General features: G+C 37.0%; 9 protein-coding genes and 4 pseudogenes. 7 read left to right on the top strand and 6 right to left on the bottom strand.

Features of this window, described 5'->3' with window-relative positions; genetic code table 11:
• The 3 genes from J582_RS21825 to J582_RS21835 all read left to right on the top strand — a co-directional run.
• Window positions 1-571 (top strand): hypothetical protein (locus tag J582_RS21825; protein ID WP_032048587.1); only part of this gene is annotated, 571 nt, incomplete at its 5' end.
• The gene (locus J582_RS21830) at window positions 571-2883 is read left to right on the top strand and encodes a hypothetical protein (protein ID WP_031995686.1); all 2313 of its coding nucleotides are present in this window, start codon (window positions 571-573) and stop codon (window positions 2881-2883) included. The genes J582_RS21825 and J582_RS21830, both read left to right, overlap by 1 nt.
• A complete protein-coding gene (locus tag J582_RS21835) occupies window positions 2867-6082 on the top strand; it encodes a tyrosine-type recombinase/integrase (protein WP_032048588.1) in 3216 nt (1071 codons plus the stop codon). Before J582_RS21830 ends, J582_RS21835 begins: the two co-directional genes overlap by 17 nt.
• Window positions 6083-7079: 997 nt before the next feature.
• On the opposite strand, the gene J582_RS21840 is transcribed toward J582_RS21835, so the two are convergent.
• Both J582_RS21840 and J582_RS21845 read right to left on the bottom strand, forming a co-directional pair.
• Entirely contained in the window at window positions 7080-8990 is a 1911-nt protein-coding gene (locus J582_RS21840; RefSeq protein WP_005105082.1) for a bifunctional metallophosphatase/5'-nucleotidase, read from the bottom strand.
• Window positions 8991-9282: 292 nt separating this feature from the next.
• The gene (locus J582_RS21845; protein ID WP_200004097.1) at window positions 9283-11745 is read right to left on the bottom strand and encodes an ExeM/NucH family extracellular endonuclease; all 2463 of its coding nucleotides are present in this window, start codon (window positions 11743-11745) and stop codon (window positions 9283-9285) included.
• Window positions 11746-12138: 393 nt separating this feature from the next.
• On the opposite strand from J582_RS21845, the gene ppk1 reads away from it, so the two are divergent.
• Window positions 12139-14217: a polyphosphate kinase 1 gene (gene ppk1, locus J582_RS21850; RefSeq protein ID WP_032048589.1), complete on the top strand. Its 2079-nt coding sequence runs from the start codon at window positions 12139-12141 to the stop codon at window positions 14215-14217.
• 16 nt (window positions 14218-14233) lie between these two features.
• On the opposite strand, the pseudogene J582_RS27610 reads toward ppk1, so the two are convergent.
• Window positions 14234-14323: pseudogene (locus J582_RS27610) on the bottom strand (IS982 family transposase); the annotation flags it as partial.
• A gap of 70 nt (window positions 14324-14393) precedes the next feature.
• On the opposite strand from J582_RS27610, the pseudogene J582_RS27535 reads away from it, so the two are divergent.
• Window positions 14394-14606, top strand: a pseudogene (locus tag J582_RS27535) (hypothetical protein); the annotation flags it as partial.
• Window positions 14607-14650: 44 nt separating this feature from the next.
• On the opposite strand, the gene J582_RS21855 reads toward J582_RS27535, so the two are convergent.
• Window positions 14651-16411 carry an alkaline phosphatase D family protein gene (locus tag J582_RS21855; protein WP_032048590.1) on the bottom strand — a complete coding sequence of 587 codons (1761 nt, stop codon included), beginning with the start codon at window positions 16409-16411 and terminating at the stop codon, window positions 14651-14653.
• Window positions 16412-16530: 119 nt separating this feature from the next.
• Window positions 16531-16686 (bottom strand): annotated as a pseudogene (locus tag J582_RS27350) (IS982 family transposase); the annotation flags it as partial.
• A gap of 206 nt (window positions 16687-16892) precedes the next feature.
• Between J582_RS27350 and J582_RS21860 the strand changes: the two are divergent.
• Together J582_RS21860 and J582_RS26805 are read left to right on the top strand one after the other, a co-directional pair.
• A complete protein-coding gene (locus J582_RS21860) occupies window positions 16893-17084 on the top strand; it encodes a hypothetical protein (RefSeq protein ID WP_005105075.1) in 192 nt (63 codons plus the stop codon).
• Window positions 17085-17168: 84 nt separating this feature from the next.
• Window positions 17169-17294, top strand: a pseudogene (locus tag J582_RS26805) (IS4 family transposase); the annotation flags it as partial.
• Window positions 17295-17467: 173 nt separating this feature from the next.
• Here the strand turns inward: J582_RS26805 and J582_RS26325 are convergent.
• The coding region (locus J582_RS26325) for an IS1 family transposase (RefSeq protein WP_171073051.1) at window positions 17468-17822 on the bottom strand (355 nt) is incomplete at its 5' end.

Below are 17822 nucleotides of genomic sequence, written 5' to 3' on the forward strand. Positions count from 1 at the left end.
TGGAATTTATCTTTGCTATCAAGAGGCTTTCAAAGCTTTAAAAACAGATCTAGGTATCTTGAATCCACGTCCCGAAATTCACGTCTGGAAAGATACTAATCTATCCGGTTATACCATCGCCAGTAATATCCAATGGTTCCTATACTGGACTCAGAATGCACCCAAAGAAATTAATCTAATTATCCATTCTCTTCCCAAAGATAACAAAAAAATCGAACTATTAAAAAATGTGGCTAGTTCCGAATTTCTAAAATTTCTATCATCTACTTATTATGATCTTAATCGATTAAATCCCAAAAGGTTACATAACTTAATAAATGAATACATTTCTGCCGAGGCTATTTACAAGTTAAACAAAGAAAATTCTTTCAAACCTCACCGTACTATGAGCTTAGACCTGCTAGCAAAACGACTCTCATACACACGAAATCAGCTGAATTATCGCAATAAAGTTATAAACCGAAAAAGACAAAGTGTGCTTGATCAACTAGAACAAACTAGTGAAGTTGTACAACAGCTTTTAAATAATGTGGACTTCGTTCTCACGCCAGATCAGCTATGGAAAGCATAATGTCAGAATCCAACCCAACCCATCAAAATATTGCTGATATTCCAAGGGTATCATTAAAACAGACATTGGAAAAACTCTTTGGTGATGAGCAGCTCCAACGTACCGAACATATTCAATATGTTGCTGATTTACTGACTTCGCACCCAACTGATCAATGTCTGGAAGGACTGAATCTCGATCTATTAGATTTTGATCTAGAAACCAATTCTGTTTTTGCTAGACCAGCTGCATTGGTCTCCTCTCGAAAACATACTGTTAGCGCAACACCAGTTACTTGGTATGTGAACTCAATTGCACAATTAGCAGAGTCGGAAGAAAACGCTTTAATCTGGAATATCCTGGTCTTAAAAGCAGCAATCTATTTAATTGCCCTTCCAGACATTAAACCTGAGCTTTTTAAAGAAGACTACACTGAACATTTCAATACTGTAAAACGCTTATTTCAACGCTTCCGTGTGGCCAATAGGGTTCTGAATCCCGATAAAGAATATCAAAATACACGCGAATACATGATCCTTTGGGAAAAGCATCTTAAAGATCCTACGCTTTCGTTAACTGAATTTGTTCAATATTTAAGTAATTTCAATACAGATCCATCCAATGATTTTGAAAAAAATCTACTGAATAATCTACGCATTACATTTACTTATATTTTAAACAATAAGGCCAAAATTGCCAAAGCGAGCATCGAGACTCAACTTCAACATGATTTTTTAGATGAAGATCAGCTGATTGTAGAAAGTTCAGAAATTAAAAAAGGTCAAAAGTCTAAAGCTCTTAATATAGAAGAACAATTAGATGACCAAGATACACGTCAAATACTTGTAGACCCAACCATCGTTACCCCCCTTGCTGCATATTCAGAATCCGGCCAAAGCTATGTGCTGCCTCTGGTTGCCAAACATATTCAACGGAAAGAACATTTGCTGCCATACAGCAGCCTCTTTCCTAATACCACAAGCATAAGTGCCCTAATTACTGAACTATATAAAAATTACATTGTTGAGATTAAAGAAGACTCTAAAGACAAGGATAAAGAAATCAAAAAAAAGAAGGCATCCTTGATCCTGATGCTGTCATTTCTGACAGGTAATAAGATACAGGAATGGCTACGTCTGCAAAGTAAACGTGTTAAAACTTTAAATTCCCGCCAAAAGATCCTACAACAGGATGAACAATATTTCCTCCGTACTAAATTTTCAATTTTTGAAAATAAAGATTTTGCTTATCCTGAGTCCTTACTCAACCAAACCATCTATCTGGACATCCCGATCCCGAATTCATTTATTGATTCTCTGCGGGACGGTGACCCCGTTAAGGAAGAGGACCTTCAGCAACATTTGAAACAGCTGAGAGCCAAATTTTATATTCCAAAACTATCACTAATAAGAATTGGCTCTCTTTTACATCAGACTATTTTGCAACGCACTGGAAATAAACAGCTTGCTGACCTTCTCACTGGTATTGATGCCAATAAGTCTTCTTCTACTTCTTATTGTCATCAAAATATCCTGACTTTACAGACCGAGTATGTCTCGATTTTAAAAGAGCTGTGTGAGTCGTTATCCGATGAATACCAGAATATTGAATATGCTGCAGAAAAAAACTTTGGAAGCCGCAAAGCACCTACTTCAAATGTGATTCAAAATATCTTTGCCACTCTCAAATTCAGAATAATTTCACAAAAAGAAGACGACTGGATAGCAATTTTTAATCACTATAATCTGTGGATGTGGCATTTCTTGTTGCTCTTTACTGCTGCACGACCCGTCGCTGAATTTCCAGGTTTTTTAAAAAGCTTTAACCTGAAAAGAAAAATATGCATGGTTTCTGATAAGGAGGTGGGTGGGCGTCAAGGCTATGGACGTTTAATTCCACTAGGTCATTTTGTTGTACAAGAACTCCAGAAATTTATAGATTTTTTACATTATTTTAAAACTCAAATTGCTCCTAGTCAGCCAGAAATTCCACAACATATTCAACAAATTTTAGAGAGCAAGCTCCCACTATTGAATATCTTTCAGGATGGTCAATGGTACCCCTTAAGGCCTTCGATTATAAAAAAATCTAACCCTGAGTTAAGTTTGCTACATGAAAACTGGCACCGGCATACTGCCCGTGCGTTTCTCAGCCATAAAATTAGCGAAATTGAAATTTTAGCTTTATTCGGTCATGAACCGATGCAGCAAGAAGCTGCTCATCCTTATTCCAGCTTATCTATTTCACAATATTCAAGCATTGCCCATGTTCTTGAACAAATGAAAGATCATTTTCAAATTACCGGTATTGAACTCGATGTCCTCACTCAATAAACGAACTAAGCAAGCTCGACCACTATATGCAGAAAATCGTAGAAAACAAATTCGTCTTGAGAAAGAGAAATCTCCTCGATCGGATGTAGAAAAGGAATTAATTCAATATTTCCAAGAAATAGAACTAGAACAAAAAGAACATCTTGAATCCTTATATCCCGCAATTTATGAGTTTATTAAACGCAAAGCTCCAAGCTTGGCCTGGAAAAAATATGCACATGAGTTTTTTCGGTCATATATCAAGCAAATCAATTTAAATCGTCGTGAGACTTTGCCCCTACCGAATCTGACATTTGAGATAAAGCGTGATCAACCAGTTTTTACCATGGACTGGATCGAGAAGGGACAGCAGGTTGATGAAGTTCTTGATAAGCTTTGGGACTACTGGATTCTAGCAAAAGATAGCAAGACATTTTCTGATGATGAAATCATTGGAAATATTGTTATTTCTGCCCTGCTCTATTCCGGCTTAAATCAAAAAGCCTCTTTAGAAGCTTTGCTTGAACACTTAAAAGATCCGGCAAAAATCAGAAAGATCGAAGATCTGAATATTATATTTTTAGAACCGCTCTCTCCCTCTTATGGAGATCTATTTATTGATGAAAAAACCATTCGTAAATCGCGTAATTTTATTCCTGATCAAATCACCCGCTTATGGTTAATTCATTTTAATAGCAGAAATATTCGTACAGTAAACCAGAATGTAGAAGATTATCTACAGCTTATTTTTAATAAGATTAAGTTACCATTTAATCTTAAAACTTATAAATTATTACGCGACTACGCCAACTTTAACTGGATGCAACTCCCGAAAGTTGACATTGATCCTGCTCTCTCACAATGTCTTATAGAAAATACTGCAACCTGTGGCTTATCAGAAATAGAATTTGAAAGATTTCTTCATCCAAAATTTAAATATCAGCAGGACACGCTTACTGATTCAGATGTAGAAAAATCACCATCTATTGTGGGTAAATCTTACTCCAATGATGACATTCAGCAAGCTTTGGATGATGTTATAAAGATTCACAAAGACCTTTTACAACTGATTCGTACATCACAAACTGATCAAGCCATTGATGTATTAATCATTAAATATTGTCTTGAAAATACTGATAAATTTAATGAGTACAGTAAACGTGTCGCATTATGGCTCATCAGCCTTTATAAACCAGAATTAGAACAGATTCAGCAACTGGCTGAACATTTTAATTTTTGCGCTAACCAATTTCAAAAATCGTTTCAGCAGAATAGACCATTAGCAGATAGTTCGATTTACACTTATTACTCCCGGATTGCCGAGCCTTGGCTAACACATTCTTTACAATATCTAGATAGCGAAGATGATCTGAATACGAATCTGGCAAATATCTACACACAAATTATTACGAACACCCGTCTCGCAGATGAAGCAGGCCAACCTGAATTTAAAAAATCCAGAGGTCAAACCAGCAGGATGTTGAAGCGCTTCCATAGCTTTCAACGAACAGTTTTCGAAGCTGAATCTCTCGAATTAGAATCACTCGCCATACAAAATAGGCCTAGAGCCCGTATTATTGGCCCTTTGACTTATCAAGCTTTCATGAACAAATTAGATACCTTATTTTCAGGTGCTAATAGTCAAGAAAACACTTATAAGACATTAAAAATCATCTATATCTTAGCTTACCGTACCGGTATGCGTATTAATGAAATTCTAGGCTTACGTGTGCGGGATATCGAGGGCTTGAGCTGTCTATCAGTATGGATTCAGCCCTACGGCTCAAAAAAGAAAGGAAACTTACATCAACTTAAAACAGATAGTGCTGAACGCAAAGTTCCTGTGTATTGCTTATTAAAAACCGATGAATATCAACTATTTCATAATCATGTAGTCGAGCAACGTTTACTCAATCAGCAAAACTTATACTTATTCCGTAATTGGAATGAAAATAGCAAGCTGAACAAACATACGGTGACAACACCTTTTAGAATGATTATGAACGAGCTTTTTAAAACTCATGATTATTCTTTTCACTCATTTCGACACACGGCTGCCAATCACTTATCCGTTCTGCTCAACTGCGATTATGCTCCCCTAGTCAAGAATCTGACGGATTATACTGAAGAACAATATCAGTCCATTCGGACAGAGTTACTCCGTCATACACATGGTCAAAATCATTGGTTTATGATTGCCCATTTACTGGGTCACATTGACCCTACAGAAACTTTTAAAAGTTATATTCATCTAAGCTACCTGATTGCTGGGCATAAAATACTGAAATATCACCCAGACATCGATACTCAACTGGCAAAAAAGATGATGGGCTACCTACCTTCTTTCAAATTTTTAAACACAGTAAAAGATTCTGCTCCATTCAATTTCGAAAAGCATGCTGTTCATTTAAGTCAGCAGTTACTCAACGATCAAACTGACTGGTTAAAAAGTAACGTAGAAGACATTCTAGATGAGGTTTCATTTAACTCAAAGCATCATGACTTTTTTAAATATTTCGCGGGAACAAAAGAATCCAAAGTTTCATTTGCATGGTTTTTTAAGTGCCTAAATTTACTGGAAATTCATCATGATCCAGATCGGGTATCACAAGAAATGAGTTTACCTGTCGAACTGGTTAACTACTGGTATGAAAATGCCAAACAACTGGGCCAACTCAAGTCTCAAAAAAACAACCCAAGGTTATTTGATCTCAACAACACAAATCATCTGGATAAACCTTTGAAACCCTCGATGATAGATACCGTTGAAGAGCGCAAAGCAAGGAACTATTTCTTTGAAAATATTCAAAATATCTTTGAAAAAAAGCCAGATCAAATAAAAGCGGTGCTTGAGACATTTTTAAGTCGTGTTACAGTTTCGCATACCGGCATTCATTATCGCTGGAATAAAATTGATCAATTGGAATCATTTTATTGCAAGGTAAAAGACCTGTTTCCCCATCAATTTTGGCATTTGCTTGGACAAGACTTGGTACAATTGCTAGATAAAAAGAAACAACCTTTATTACTGAAGCTGGCTAAATCGAGCACAACAGAGCATCCTACGACTCAAGAAGATTATGTTCGTCTCCAGCTTTACTCGACAAAAGATGCCAAAGCACTGGCCGCATTTAAATTTTGCTTGCATCTAGCATGTATCGGCAGACCTCGATCTCTTGAACTTAAAGCTGAAGGTCTAAAAATAACCACATGCTGTTAAATAATTTAACCGTTGCTTCCTTATGGGATTCAGCCCCAGGTTGAAACTTAATACGAGATCAAAGGGGTCAATTTTACTTCGCCATTTTTAAGGTAAAAGGGGTCAATTTTAAAATGCCGTTGACACTCTATTCAGTAAAAGATGGTCATGCTCTGCAATTTTAGTTTTGCTTAGCGTGTATTGGCCGCCCACGATCTGTTCAGCTTAATGAGTTAGATGACATATCACCTGCTACCCTACATAAGCCTATGACTGTATTACACCAAGAGCGACTTTTTTAAAAAATTAACCCACTGTTCTATTTGTATTTAAATAGATATTCCTGGTTAATATTGGATTAAATATTCTTCATAGGCATGTAAATACTAGGCATCATTATCATCAATAGTGATCACCTGTTAGCTGTTTATAAATGTCGGTTCAAAGTTTTCATATCTCTTTCACTCATTGTGTAATTTATTTAAGGTTCTCTTTGCATTGACTGCATCCATGTGTACCACCAATAAGAAAAGAAAAACCCCGCTCAATAACTTGACGGGGCTGTTAGTGCCGTAACAATTTCGGCTAGGGATTAGATATTTTTTTCAAGAAAAAAATCTGTTTAACTCTCCCAAATTAAACAGATCAATTTGCGCTGTATCACTAATTATTCAGTATTATTTATTTGCACTAAATATAAAATCAAATTATTTCACTATGATGAAAATAGTTTATTTGATTCTTAAATATCACTTAACGTCTTTCAAAAAATTACGACAAACCTTAGATTTTCCAGCAAAAACTATGTAATCAACTTCCATTGTACTATATAGACCAAATATACGCTTTACGAATCGGAATAGTTATTTCCCCTTTTAAATTAATTTGAATGAAAATTTAAAAAGTAATATTTCTCTAATCCATAGTTTTAAAAAAAAGAAGCTCAATGGAGCTTCTTTTTTTTAAAACTATGGATCGGTCTGAGCCAAAATTTTTATCTTTTATCAATAAATCCTTTTTATTCTTTATAATTTTGCGTGCTGTATTGCTCAACTGGCAATCGGGACAAGGCCTTTTGCCCTTTTTCACCAGGTAACCCTTCTACATACTGCAAAAATGCTTCTGCATAATCTAATCCCACATCTATACGACGCTCACCAGTAATGTCTTTAAAGCTTGTGTAAAAGTCCTGACCATCAGCCAGAAAGTTGATGGTAATTACTTGATAGGTCTGATTCATATTTAATGGCTGATATTGACCTTGTGCATTTCGAACCTTTAAATTGGATAAACGCTGACCCTTTGCCTTAGTTAAATCTACATCCCATTGTAGTCCACCCGCATATGGATAACTGCCTGTGTTATTACTCGTAACAGCATCCATGGCATCTTCCAGCACTGCTTTAATTTCTTGGCCAGTTGCATTTAATTGTACTAAGGTATTTTTGAATGGCAGCACTGTATAAATTTTCTCTACCGTAATATCACCTTGAGGCAGATCTACCCTTACCCCTCCTCCGTTTTGGATTGAAATATCTGCATTAAAATATTTTTTACCTTGCTGTAGAAATGCTTCGGCAACCAGCTGCTGTACATCACCCCCATGCTGATTAATAAAATCTGCTTTATTGCAGACATCACCTAAACTAGAACGTGATGTATCTTTGGTCATTCCTGGAACACGACGTAAGCATAAATTATCATTAGCAATGGCAACTTTTTCTTTGCCTAATAAGTTTTTAGCGACTTTATACGGTTCTAAAATACTTAAAGCTATAGCATCAGGCTGTACAATACGTAAGGAGTTACTATTTTCAATATCTCGCTTAATAGAATCTAGTTCCGTACTCATCAATGCTGGAGCATCTTTAGCTGTACGTTTAAAATCATCGCCAATCAATACATTGGCTTTTCCTGCACATGCTTCAATTTTACCATCGGCATCAAAGTTGACTTTGAGTTGTCCGACGACATAACTATATTGCCATGCCTGTACAACACAGACCTGATCACCATCTTTATTTTTTAATACAGTGGGATAGTCACCCTCTGGGCTTATACCGTAACTTTTAAGTTTCGCATCTGCCAGCAAGGTATGAGAATCTCCGCCAACAATGACATCAACGCCTGACAATTTAGTGGCTAAATCTTTTTCTAACCCGTACCCTAAATGAGATTGAACAATAATTTTATTGATGCCTTGCTGTTTTAGCTCATCAATATATTTTTGTGCAGTAACTACTTCATCATTAAATACAGTATCTTGATTTGGTCGAGAAGCATTTTTAGTTTTATTGGCAATCGTTAAACCAATTAAAGCAATTTTCTGCCCTTCTTTTTCCATAACTGTATAAGGTTTAACAAGGTTAGTTTGGTATAGTGCTGAAGTTTTTCCAAACTCGACATTTGCACTCAAGACTTGGGTTTTATTTTCACAATTACCTTTATCATTTAAGAATCCAATAAATTTTTTTAAGCCATCATCCGTATTATCGAATTCATGATTACCTAGCGTTAACGTATCGAAACAAACACTATTCATGAGATCTGCCTCTGCTTCACCTTCTTTCAAAGTAAAATAGAGGTCCCCAGTAATGGCATCACCTGAATGAATTTTTATTGGATTCTTCTCAGTGCTTGCCAAAGTATTCATCAACGCAGCAACGCGTGCAAAACCACCATTAGAGACTTGTATTTCTTCACGTTTACCCATCGAAGTTTCAAGCATTAATATAGTACTTTCCTCATCCAAATGTGAATGACTGTCATTAATATGTACTAAATTGACTTCCAGCGGTTTAGGAGGAATAACAGGCGTTATATTCGTATTTTCTTTACTATCATTATTACACCCAGTTAAAAACATACTAGAAACTAATAAACTGCATGTAAAACCCGAATACCTAGTTAGTTTATTATTAAAAGACATGACCACCCCACCTGATTATAATTTAAACAAACATCATGTAGGTCTGCTGTTTAAAATTCATGACATTCACTATTTTTTCTAATTGTTTTTTAACAAATGGTTAAGTTATCCCATTAGGGAACTTTTCATTTCATGCCCCAAGCTTAAATTATAAATTTTGAATAAGCATATGTTTGATTATTGCTTGGCTAATTTTTTAAGCACTCAATAAAATAAGGAGAAATATGAAATTTCCCCTTATAGATTAAATTTATTTCGTCAGTTTTCTTAATTTACAGTCGATGAACTCATATCAAAATTTACGTCTGCGTATCATGGAAACTAAAACGAGGCCCGTTAAGGTTAACATTGACCAGATCCCCATGCTGCCACCGCTTATTTTTCCTGTATCAGGATTACTCGATATATTTTCGTTTAAATCCATATCAACAATTACAGGATCATGATCGGAAGAACGGAATGCATCATCGCTATAGAATGCTGCAATTTGCTCATCTGTTTTATATTCTTCGTTATAGTCTAAGGCCGTCGGCTCATCAGCATTGATGTGCCAAGCAAAAGCGCGTTTCACCATTGGATATAAGTCTGCATCAGCAATTGCATGGTCTAGGTTTCCTGCGCCCCCATTGCCATTGGCATCACTTGCAACACCAAATACATAACTATAGGCTGTTTTACCTTGTCCAATTTTTTCGTCATTGAGCAAGACTTTATAATTGGCTTTTTCTAATGCTAAAATCGGATCTTCTTTAGCATAACTATTCATATCACCGACCAGCAAATAATTTGGTTTAGCCACTTGTGTTGGATTTTTTGCAATCCACTGCATAAGTTCTTGTACTGCAGTTAAACGTGTTGCATTCCAGCAACCTTGACCATCACCCTGATCAGCATCGGCCAGAGTTTTATCGGTAGGACAACTGCCTTTCGACTTTAAGTGATTGGGTACTATCGTAAATATTTTTCCACCATTTACAGATTGGAAACTTTGCGCCATGGTGACACGGTTCTTTTCAGTCTGATCATCATAAACTGCAGGCTCACCTACAGGTTTTACGCGCTTACTGTTATAGATAATCGCAACTGCAATTGCATCTGTACCTAATTTTGTCATTTGGGTTGGAATGACATATTTCCAGTCTGCACCTAAGGCTTGCGATAAGTATGCCACTGCACTTTTATCATCAAAACCATTATTTGCGATTTCCATTAACCCATACACATCGGCATCAATTGTTTTTAAAGCACTGACAATTTTTTGATGTTGCTTCTTAAACTCAGTTTCTGAGCTTGCACCACGTTCTGTTGGGAAACCTTTTTCTGAACCATTATCATAATTTAAGACATTAAAAGCCGCAGCGCGAATTTGTTTAACATCTTTTGGAATCACCGTTGAAGGACGTAAATTAGTATCCTTGATAATTTCAGGTTGTACCTTCCCCTGTATCGGTTGAATTCGCCATGCATTAAAACGATATTCTAAAATCCCCTCAACATTTTTCAGTTCAGAACCTGTTCTTAATGTATTTATGGCATTGAAGTTTTGCGGAAGTAATGGTGTTCTATTTTGATTATTATAGCCATCATCCAAGATAATTTTAGAAAGCAGATTTTGCTGGGCTAATGCAACTGCTTCAGCAGATTTTGCAGGATATAGATTAGTTGGAATATACAAGCGACCTAAACTTAAAGATAGCTCACCATAACGACCGTAATTGTAATTTTCACTTATCGTTAAAGTTTGTGGGATTTTAACCAGCATCCCTTGATAGCGTTTAGGTACATTTCCTGCTATCTCCGTCAAACTGGTAAACGGTAAATTAAGTGCCTGTGCCGTGACTGTATTGGATGCTTGTGTATGACAGGTTTGAATATTTTGATCAAGTTGATCTATTTGGAGTTGGTTTTGATATGAGGTTAAACGACCTTTTAAAATAACCTCTTCACCTACTTTTCCTCCAGTGATTTTACTACTTGCAGGAAGATAGACAAAAATAGCATTACTTAAATTGGATTTGGCTTTACTATCGGGCGTTTGTATATAAAAACCAGAAAAACCATTGTCATAACGGTAGTCTGCGGTAATAACACCACGAACAACATATGGTTGATTTTCTGCGGCAGATTGTAGGTCCGCAATCGCCGTATCTGCTGTATTACAACTGATAGGAGTAACGGGGGAGGTTATAGGCGCGCTTGTATCTAAATACTGGGAAAACTCATTTCGATCAGACCATTTAGACCATTCGCTTTCTAACTCAAATGCTGTTGCAGGATCAATTGAAGTTACATTATTTGAAGTTTTAGTACGTGACAAACTATTTTGATAACTACTAAAACCCACTCCCCAACCAGTACCTGGATCCTCTCCCACACGACCAAAACGGTCTATTGGAGTACCTTTATAAAACAGGACCAAGGTATCATCTCCATTAAATGCAAGTCCTGCCACTTGATTGACTTTATTACCAATTACTGCCTGCAACTCTGTTCGACCAATAATGTATTTTGCTTTACTTGCCAATGAACCTTCTAATTGAAAAGTCGCAGATTTCGTGGTTGAACCATTAGTAAATTGTTGAATCTCATAATCAGCTAAGTTCACTGTTAAACTGTCAGGGTTATAGATTTCCAAACCCTTTTTATTAGATGTACCATCTATATACTGACTAAACATTAATTGTGCATGTGCAGAAAACGAGCACCCCATAAGTATTAAACTTAAACTCAATATTTTTGGTTTTATATTCATAATGATTTTGAACAGTTGTTAAAATTCAAAATAGCTTAGTTTTTATACATGACATCACTATGAATAACTGATGACAGTTTTAGTGAAATCGCTTTTCTAGAATTTTTCTCATTAAGCCCCCAAGTTGTCCCGGTTTAAATCAACGTTGCCCCTTTTCTTCTAAATTCAGATAAAAGTCTGAATATTACCCAGATGAAATAACAATACAGTACGATGTCATAAATATGTCATGAAACAGTCACAGAATGCTTAGTTGAATAAAGTTTAATTCTTAGCCTTTCTACAGAATTAGTCATTTTTTTATTTACAAAGAGTCAATTAACCTCTTTCAAAGGCTTTAAAGAATTTTCTATTAGCTTCCTTCAGCGCTGCAATCTGACTTTATAAGAGCCATAAATGACTACCTTAAATGTGTCTTCAAACTCTTCATCACATCCGTTAAAAAAGTATATAAATAGAGAGCTCTCACTATTTGAGTTTCATAAGCGGGTGTTGGCACAGGCGAAAGATACTGAATACCCTTTACTTGAACGATTAAATTTTTTAATTATTTTTTCAAGTAATCTGGATGAGTTTTTTGAAATACGAGTTGCCAGTTTAATGCAACAAATTGAACTTTCAGATCATGCTAGAGCTCGTCCAGATAACTCACTCCTCTCAGATATAGTCACCACCATTTCCAAACTTGCACACGAAGCTGTCGAAGAACAGTATAAAATACTTAATTATAATCTCTTACCACAACTGCAAGGACATGGTGTTCATTTCATTCAGTATGGTGACATCCTCGAAAAACATAAAGAATGGATTAAGGACTATTTCCATAATGAAGTTCGACCTGTGGTCACACCTATCAGTTTAGATCCAGCCCACCCCTTTCCTCGGCTAGTGAATAAAAGTCTAAATTTCATTGTAACCCTAGAAGGTAAAGATGCATTTGGACGAAAAATTGATTTGGCGATTGTTCCCGCACCACGATCATTACCTAGATTAGTAAAGTTACCTAATAGTATTTCTGGCGAGGATGAACACTACATTCTACTTTCAGCCATTATTCAGCAACATCTTCATGAGTTATTTCCAGGGGTAACCACCACTGGATGTTATCAATTTCGGGTCACACGTAATGCAGATTTAACTATCTCAGAAGATGTTGAAGACTTAGCAATTGCCTTAAAAGATGAACTATCCTCACGGCGCTTTGGTCGGGCTGTAAGACTTGAGGTGACTAAAAATTGCCCTGAAAATATTATTGATTATTTACTTGGACAATTTGATCTTAAGCAAGAGCAACTCTATCGTATTGACGGCCCGCTTAATCTGGCGCGCTTTATATCGAACTTCAATTTGCCAGAGTTACGTTTTCCTCCCCATGTACAAAAATTACCGAAAGTGTTGTATGGGAAAAAATCCATATTTGAGGTATTAAAAACCGGAGATGTTTTATTACATCACCCTTTTCACTCTTTCGCTCCGGTCATTAAGCTACTGAAAGAGGCAGCCCATGATCCACATGTGTTAGCCATAAAACAAACCCTTTATCGGAGTGGTGTACATTCTGAAATTGTGCAAGTCCTTGCTGAAGCGGCACGAAATGGTAAGGAAGTCACAGCAGTGATTGAATTACGTGCTCGCTTTGATGAAGAGTCAAATATCGAAGTTGCCAATCTATTACAAGAAGCTGGGGCGGTTGTTGTATATGGGATCGTTGGCTATAAAACCCACGCCAAAATGATTCTGATCGTGCGTCGTGAAATAGACAAAATTAAACGTTATGTTCATTTAGGCACAGGTAACTATCATGCAATGAATGCCAAAATCTATACTGATTATGGACTACTGACCAGTGATGCTGATATTTGTGAAGATGTCCATAAAGTCTTTCAGGAGCTCACAGGCATGGGGAAAATGGTCAAATTGAAAAAACTTTTTCATGCACCATTTACTCTGCATTCTCAATTGATTGAACTCATCGAAACTGAAACTGAAAATAGCAAAGCAGGCAAAAAAGCGCAGATTATTATTAAAGTAAATGCCTTAACTGAACCTCAACTAATTGATGCCCTATATAGGGCATCTAAAGCGGGCGTTCAAATCGATTTGATTGTCCGTTCAATTTGCTGCTTACGCCCACAAGTGAAAGGGCTTTCTGAAAATATTCGAGTCCGCTCAATTGTGGGACGTTTTTTAGAACATACCCGGGTTTATTATTTTTACCATCAGGGCGAAAACAAGCTTTATTGCGCCAGTGCAGATTGGATGGGGCGTAATTTATTCTCTCGCATCGAGACCTGTTTCCCAATCGAAGATAAAAAACTTCGTAAACAAATTCTGCAAGATGGCTTAATGAATTATCTTCAAGATAACCGCCATGCATGGGAGCTTCAAGCAGATGGAACATGGATTCAATGTACACCAAGTTTGGATAAGCCCATGTATATCGCACAACAGCACTTATTAAACCATACATCTTAATTAACCCGAATCCTGTTTAAGCCACTGATTCTATAATTAGAATTTTTGGCTTATTTTGATGGGTGAGTTGATATGCACATAACAATGCGTAAATCCCCAAATTAAAATCCGCGGAATCAGGGACAAAGCCAAGCTCTTAATTCCTTGGGCCTTGGCTGCCATGATTTTTGTTCCCATTACATAAAATCTGTTTTTGGGCTTATAAAAAACCTGCCTGCTACGACTAAAATTACGTTTTTATTCAAGCCATGATCCTCGGTATGCCGAACTAAAACAGCAATTAATTCACTTTGCCGGATTATATACGCGGCTACTAAAATATGAGCATCAGTATTGCAAATACGATCAAACATCTGGATATTGATAGCTATAGGGATGAAATGTTATAAAAAAATATCCGGGCATTGGCCCGAATATTTAAACTCTAAGCAGCTTAGGCAGTTTGCTTTAACGGTTTGATTTCATTTAATTCATGATCTAATTGAAGCTGATACGCACGGCTTTGATCAACCTGATAACTACGATTCTGGATGCTATCGATAAAAATCCAGTTCGCCTGTACCTGATCCGGGGTAAATGCAACACTCAAGTATCCGCGTTGATTCAAATTACAATAATTCAGCTCATCAATTAGCGTAGTAAATGCCATTTCAAATTCCTGTAACTGGGCTAAGGGAATCTGCAAATACTTCTCCATACCCGGTGATGAAACTGAACTGGTCGCTAGTTCTACCCCGACTGTACTGCCGACTTGATCTCTCAAAGTGGAGTTCCAGGCATTATGGGTATCTCCTGCAAGTACAATCAGTTTTTTATTCAGCTGTTTACAAGCCGTATAAATCACCTCACGCTCCACGACGTACCCATCCCAGGCATCAAGATTATAAGGCACAACAGTCAGTATTCTGGCTAATTCTGCCTTTGTCAAAGTTGGATCATTTTGCAGATAGCGTATTTTTAGGCCTACCAGTTCTGTCAGCATCTGACGCACTTGTAGCAACACATCTGCAGTGGCCTGACCACTGGTGATCTGCCCCAAAACAGCCAGAATTTCGGCCGGAATTAGCATCTTGCTCATCAGCACCTGCTGACCCAGCACATTCCAGACGGCATTCGATTGGCTGAGTTGTTTCAGTATCCATTCACGTTGTGTATGTCCTAACAAGGTACGCGTCGGATTGAGCAAATCTGTCTGAAATTTATTGGCATCTAGTCCTGTCGCGGTAAGATAGTCAGCATATTGCAATTGCTTGTTACGCGCCAAAATACGAGTATCCAGCATATTCAGCTGAACCAGATCACCAAAATTAAACTGGCGATAAATATTCAAATGATCTGTTTCAGACACTGGACGAATCGGCATCCATTCAAAATAGGCCTGCAAAGCAGCCAGCTTACGTGCAAAAAAATCACCTTCTGAAACATCATGATTTTCCGCACCCTGCTCCCAGGTATCATTGGTCAGCTCATGATCATCCCAGACCACAATAAATGGATGACGCTGATGTGCTGCTTGTAAGTCCGCATCAGTTCGATACAAGGCATAACGCTTGCGGTAGTCTTCCAGTTTAATGATTTCCTCAGCATTATCTGCAGCCAGACTTCGGCCTAATGCTGCAGCCTGTTCAGTCGCATAACCACCCATCCCGTACTCATAAATGTAATCCCCTAAATGAATCACCACATCTAGGTCTTGCTGGGCAATTTCCTGATAGATATGAAAATATCCGGCTGGATAATTGGAACATGAACAAACGGCAAATTGCACCAGCTTGCTTTGCGTGGCTAAAGTTTTGGTTTGACCGACAGATGAATATACCGATGCACACTTAAAACGGTAAAAATAAGTTTGCCCTGCCGATAGACGATCCGCATCGACTTTAACCGTGAAATCTTGCGACCGACTGGTTTCAACTTGTCCTGTATTGATTATCTGGCGAAAATCCTGATCGGCAGCAATTTCCCACTGCACCTGATAACGCAGGTTTTCATCTTCCGGACTTAAGCGTGTCCATAGAATTATCCGATCCTGTAAGGGATCACCACTGGCCACCCCATGTTTAAAAGCGACTTTAGGATGTGCCTGAGCTTGATCTGAAGCATCCTCATCACTGCCACAAGCGGTCAAAGATATGGGTAAAGACAAAGCACCGAAGCCTGCAATGGAGGTCTTAAGCAGTTCACGTCTGGATATTTTTTAGTCATAACAGCTTTCTATTGTGGGTTTTTTGTTCTTTTTTAATCCAGTTCGATGACATTAATATCTCTAAATTATGACATTTCTATGAAGCCTAATTTTTCCAAGTCCTAAATATACCAAATGACGATAAAACTAATTTCTGAGAGGCTGATTTGGGCTATTCGAATTCTTATAGACTGATGACTTTATTTAGAAAATTTCCAATAAGTTGCTTCAAATTTCAGAAAGAAATCATCAATTACGCAGAATAATTCGTTACTATTGAACATCGGGGCTAAAGCTTTAGGTTTGGTAACTCAACTGATGGCTCTAGTCCTCTTATTTTTCAAGTTTATTTCTTATCCGCGATTCGGGTTAATTAACCTGGGGTGATTACTCCATAAGCTATTAGCCCTTAAATGCGCTTTGTACTTTAATCTAATCTCAATAATTAAAGATTAGATTAAAAGAACCCCAAATTAAATGGTTGAAAGATATGAGTGATATCAGCGTAAAAAAAGTCAATAAATTAATTGAAGAGTTTGAACAAGAAGGAAATAAGGTAGACCGATTGGAGATAGGTTACAAAACATATGCAGCCTTGATGTTAGATAAGAAATTTGCTGATAAAGTCACAAAATCAAATGAAGACCCTAAAGAGCGTCTTTATAAACAAATAAAAATTTAGCTGGTTACTGAAAAACATTATTTTAAGGTTAGGTGAAATAATTTTCTTTCCTAAGATAAAAAATCAGATTAACTCTGAACTAATACAGTTCAGCGCTTACTCAGAATAATTCCAGTAAATTTATTTGAAATAAAAACCTTAAAAGCGTTATTTTCACTCGATAAAGCCTCCATCAATCAAGAGGAAGCTCGCGTAAGCTTCCTCTTGTAAAAATTGTGGGACAGCAGTGGCAGTCCAAAATATGGTTATGTGTGTCTAGAATTTTGGTGGCTATTCAGTCCATCATTACCTACATTCCAACTCTCTAGTTTTCCAACTAGCCCAGGTTATAATAATGGCCACCCAAAATACGATTGGGTGGTGTTTTAAAAAGTATGCTGACATTAAATGAAGCCATTATTGATGTAAAAGAAGGTTAAGTCGAAGGCTTTAAAATGGTTTTCAAGCTTTTTGGAGAAATTGCAACTTCTTCTAAAACCACGCCTTATTCGATGCCTTATTTTGCAATTATTACCTTCAATTCCTACAGTAAACAACTTACCAATACTTTGCTTGCAGTTTTTAAAAGCAGTGATGAAACTGTCCCAATGATCACTTGCAATTCGGGTGTAGTGAATACCTAATTGTTTAAGCTTTGTCTTCAACCTTTGGACTGTAGCTAAATCTCTCTTACCCCAAACATAAGCAACAATCTCACCTGTTTCTCGATGGTAGGCGTAAATAAGCCATTGTTTATTA

This window comes from Acinetobacter sp. 1566109, assembly GCF_000582255.1.
In the GTDB taxonomy this organism is placed as follows: Bacteria; Pseudomonadota; Gammaproteobacteria; order Pseudomonadales; family Moraxellaceae; genus Acinetobacter; species Acinetobacter nosocomialis.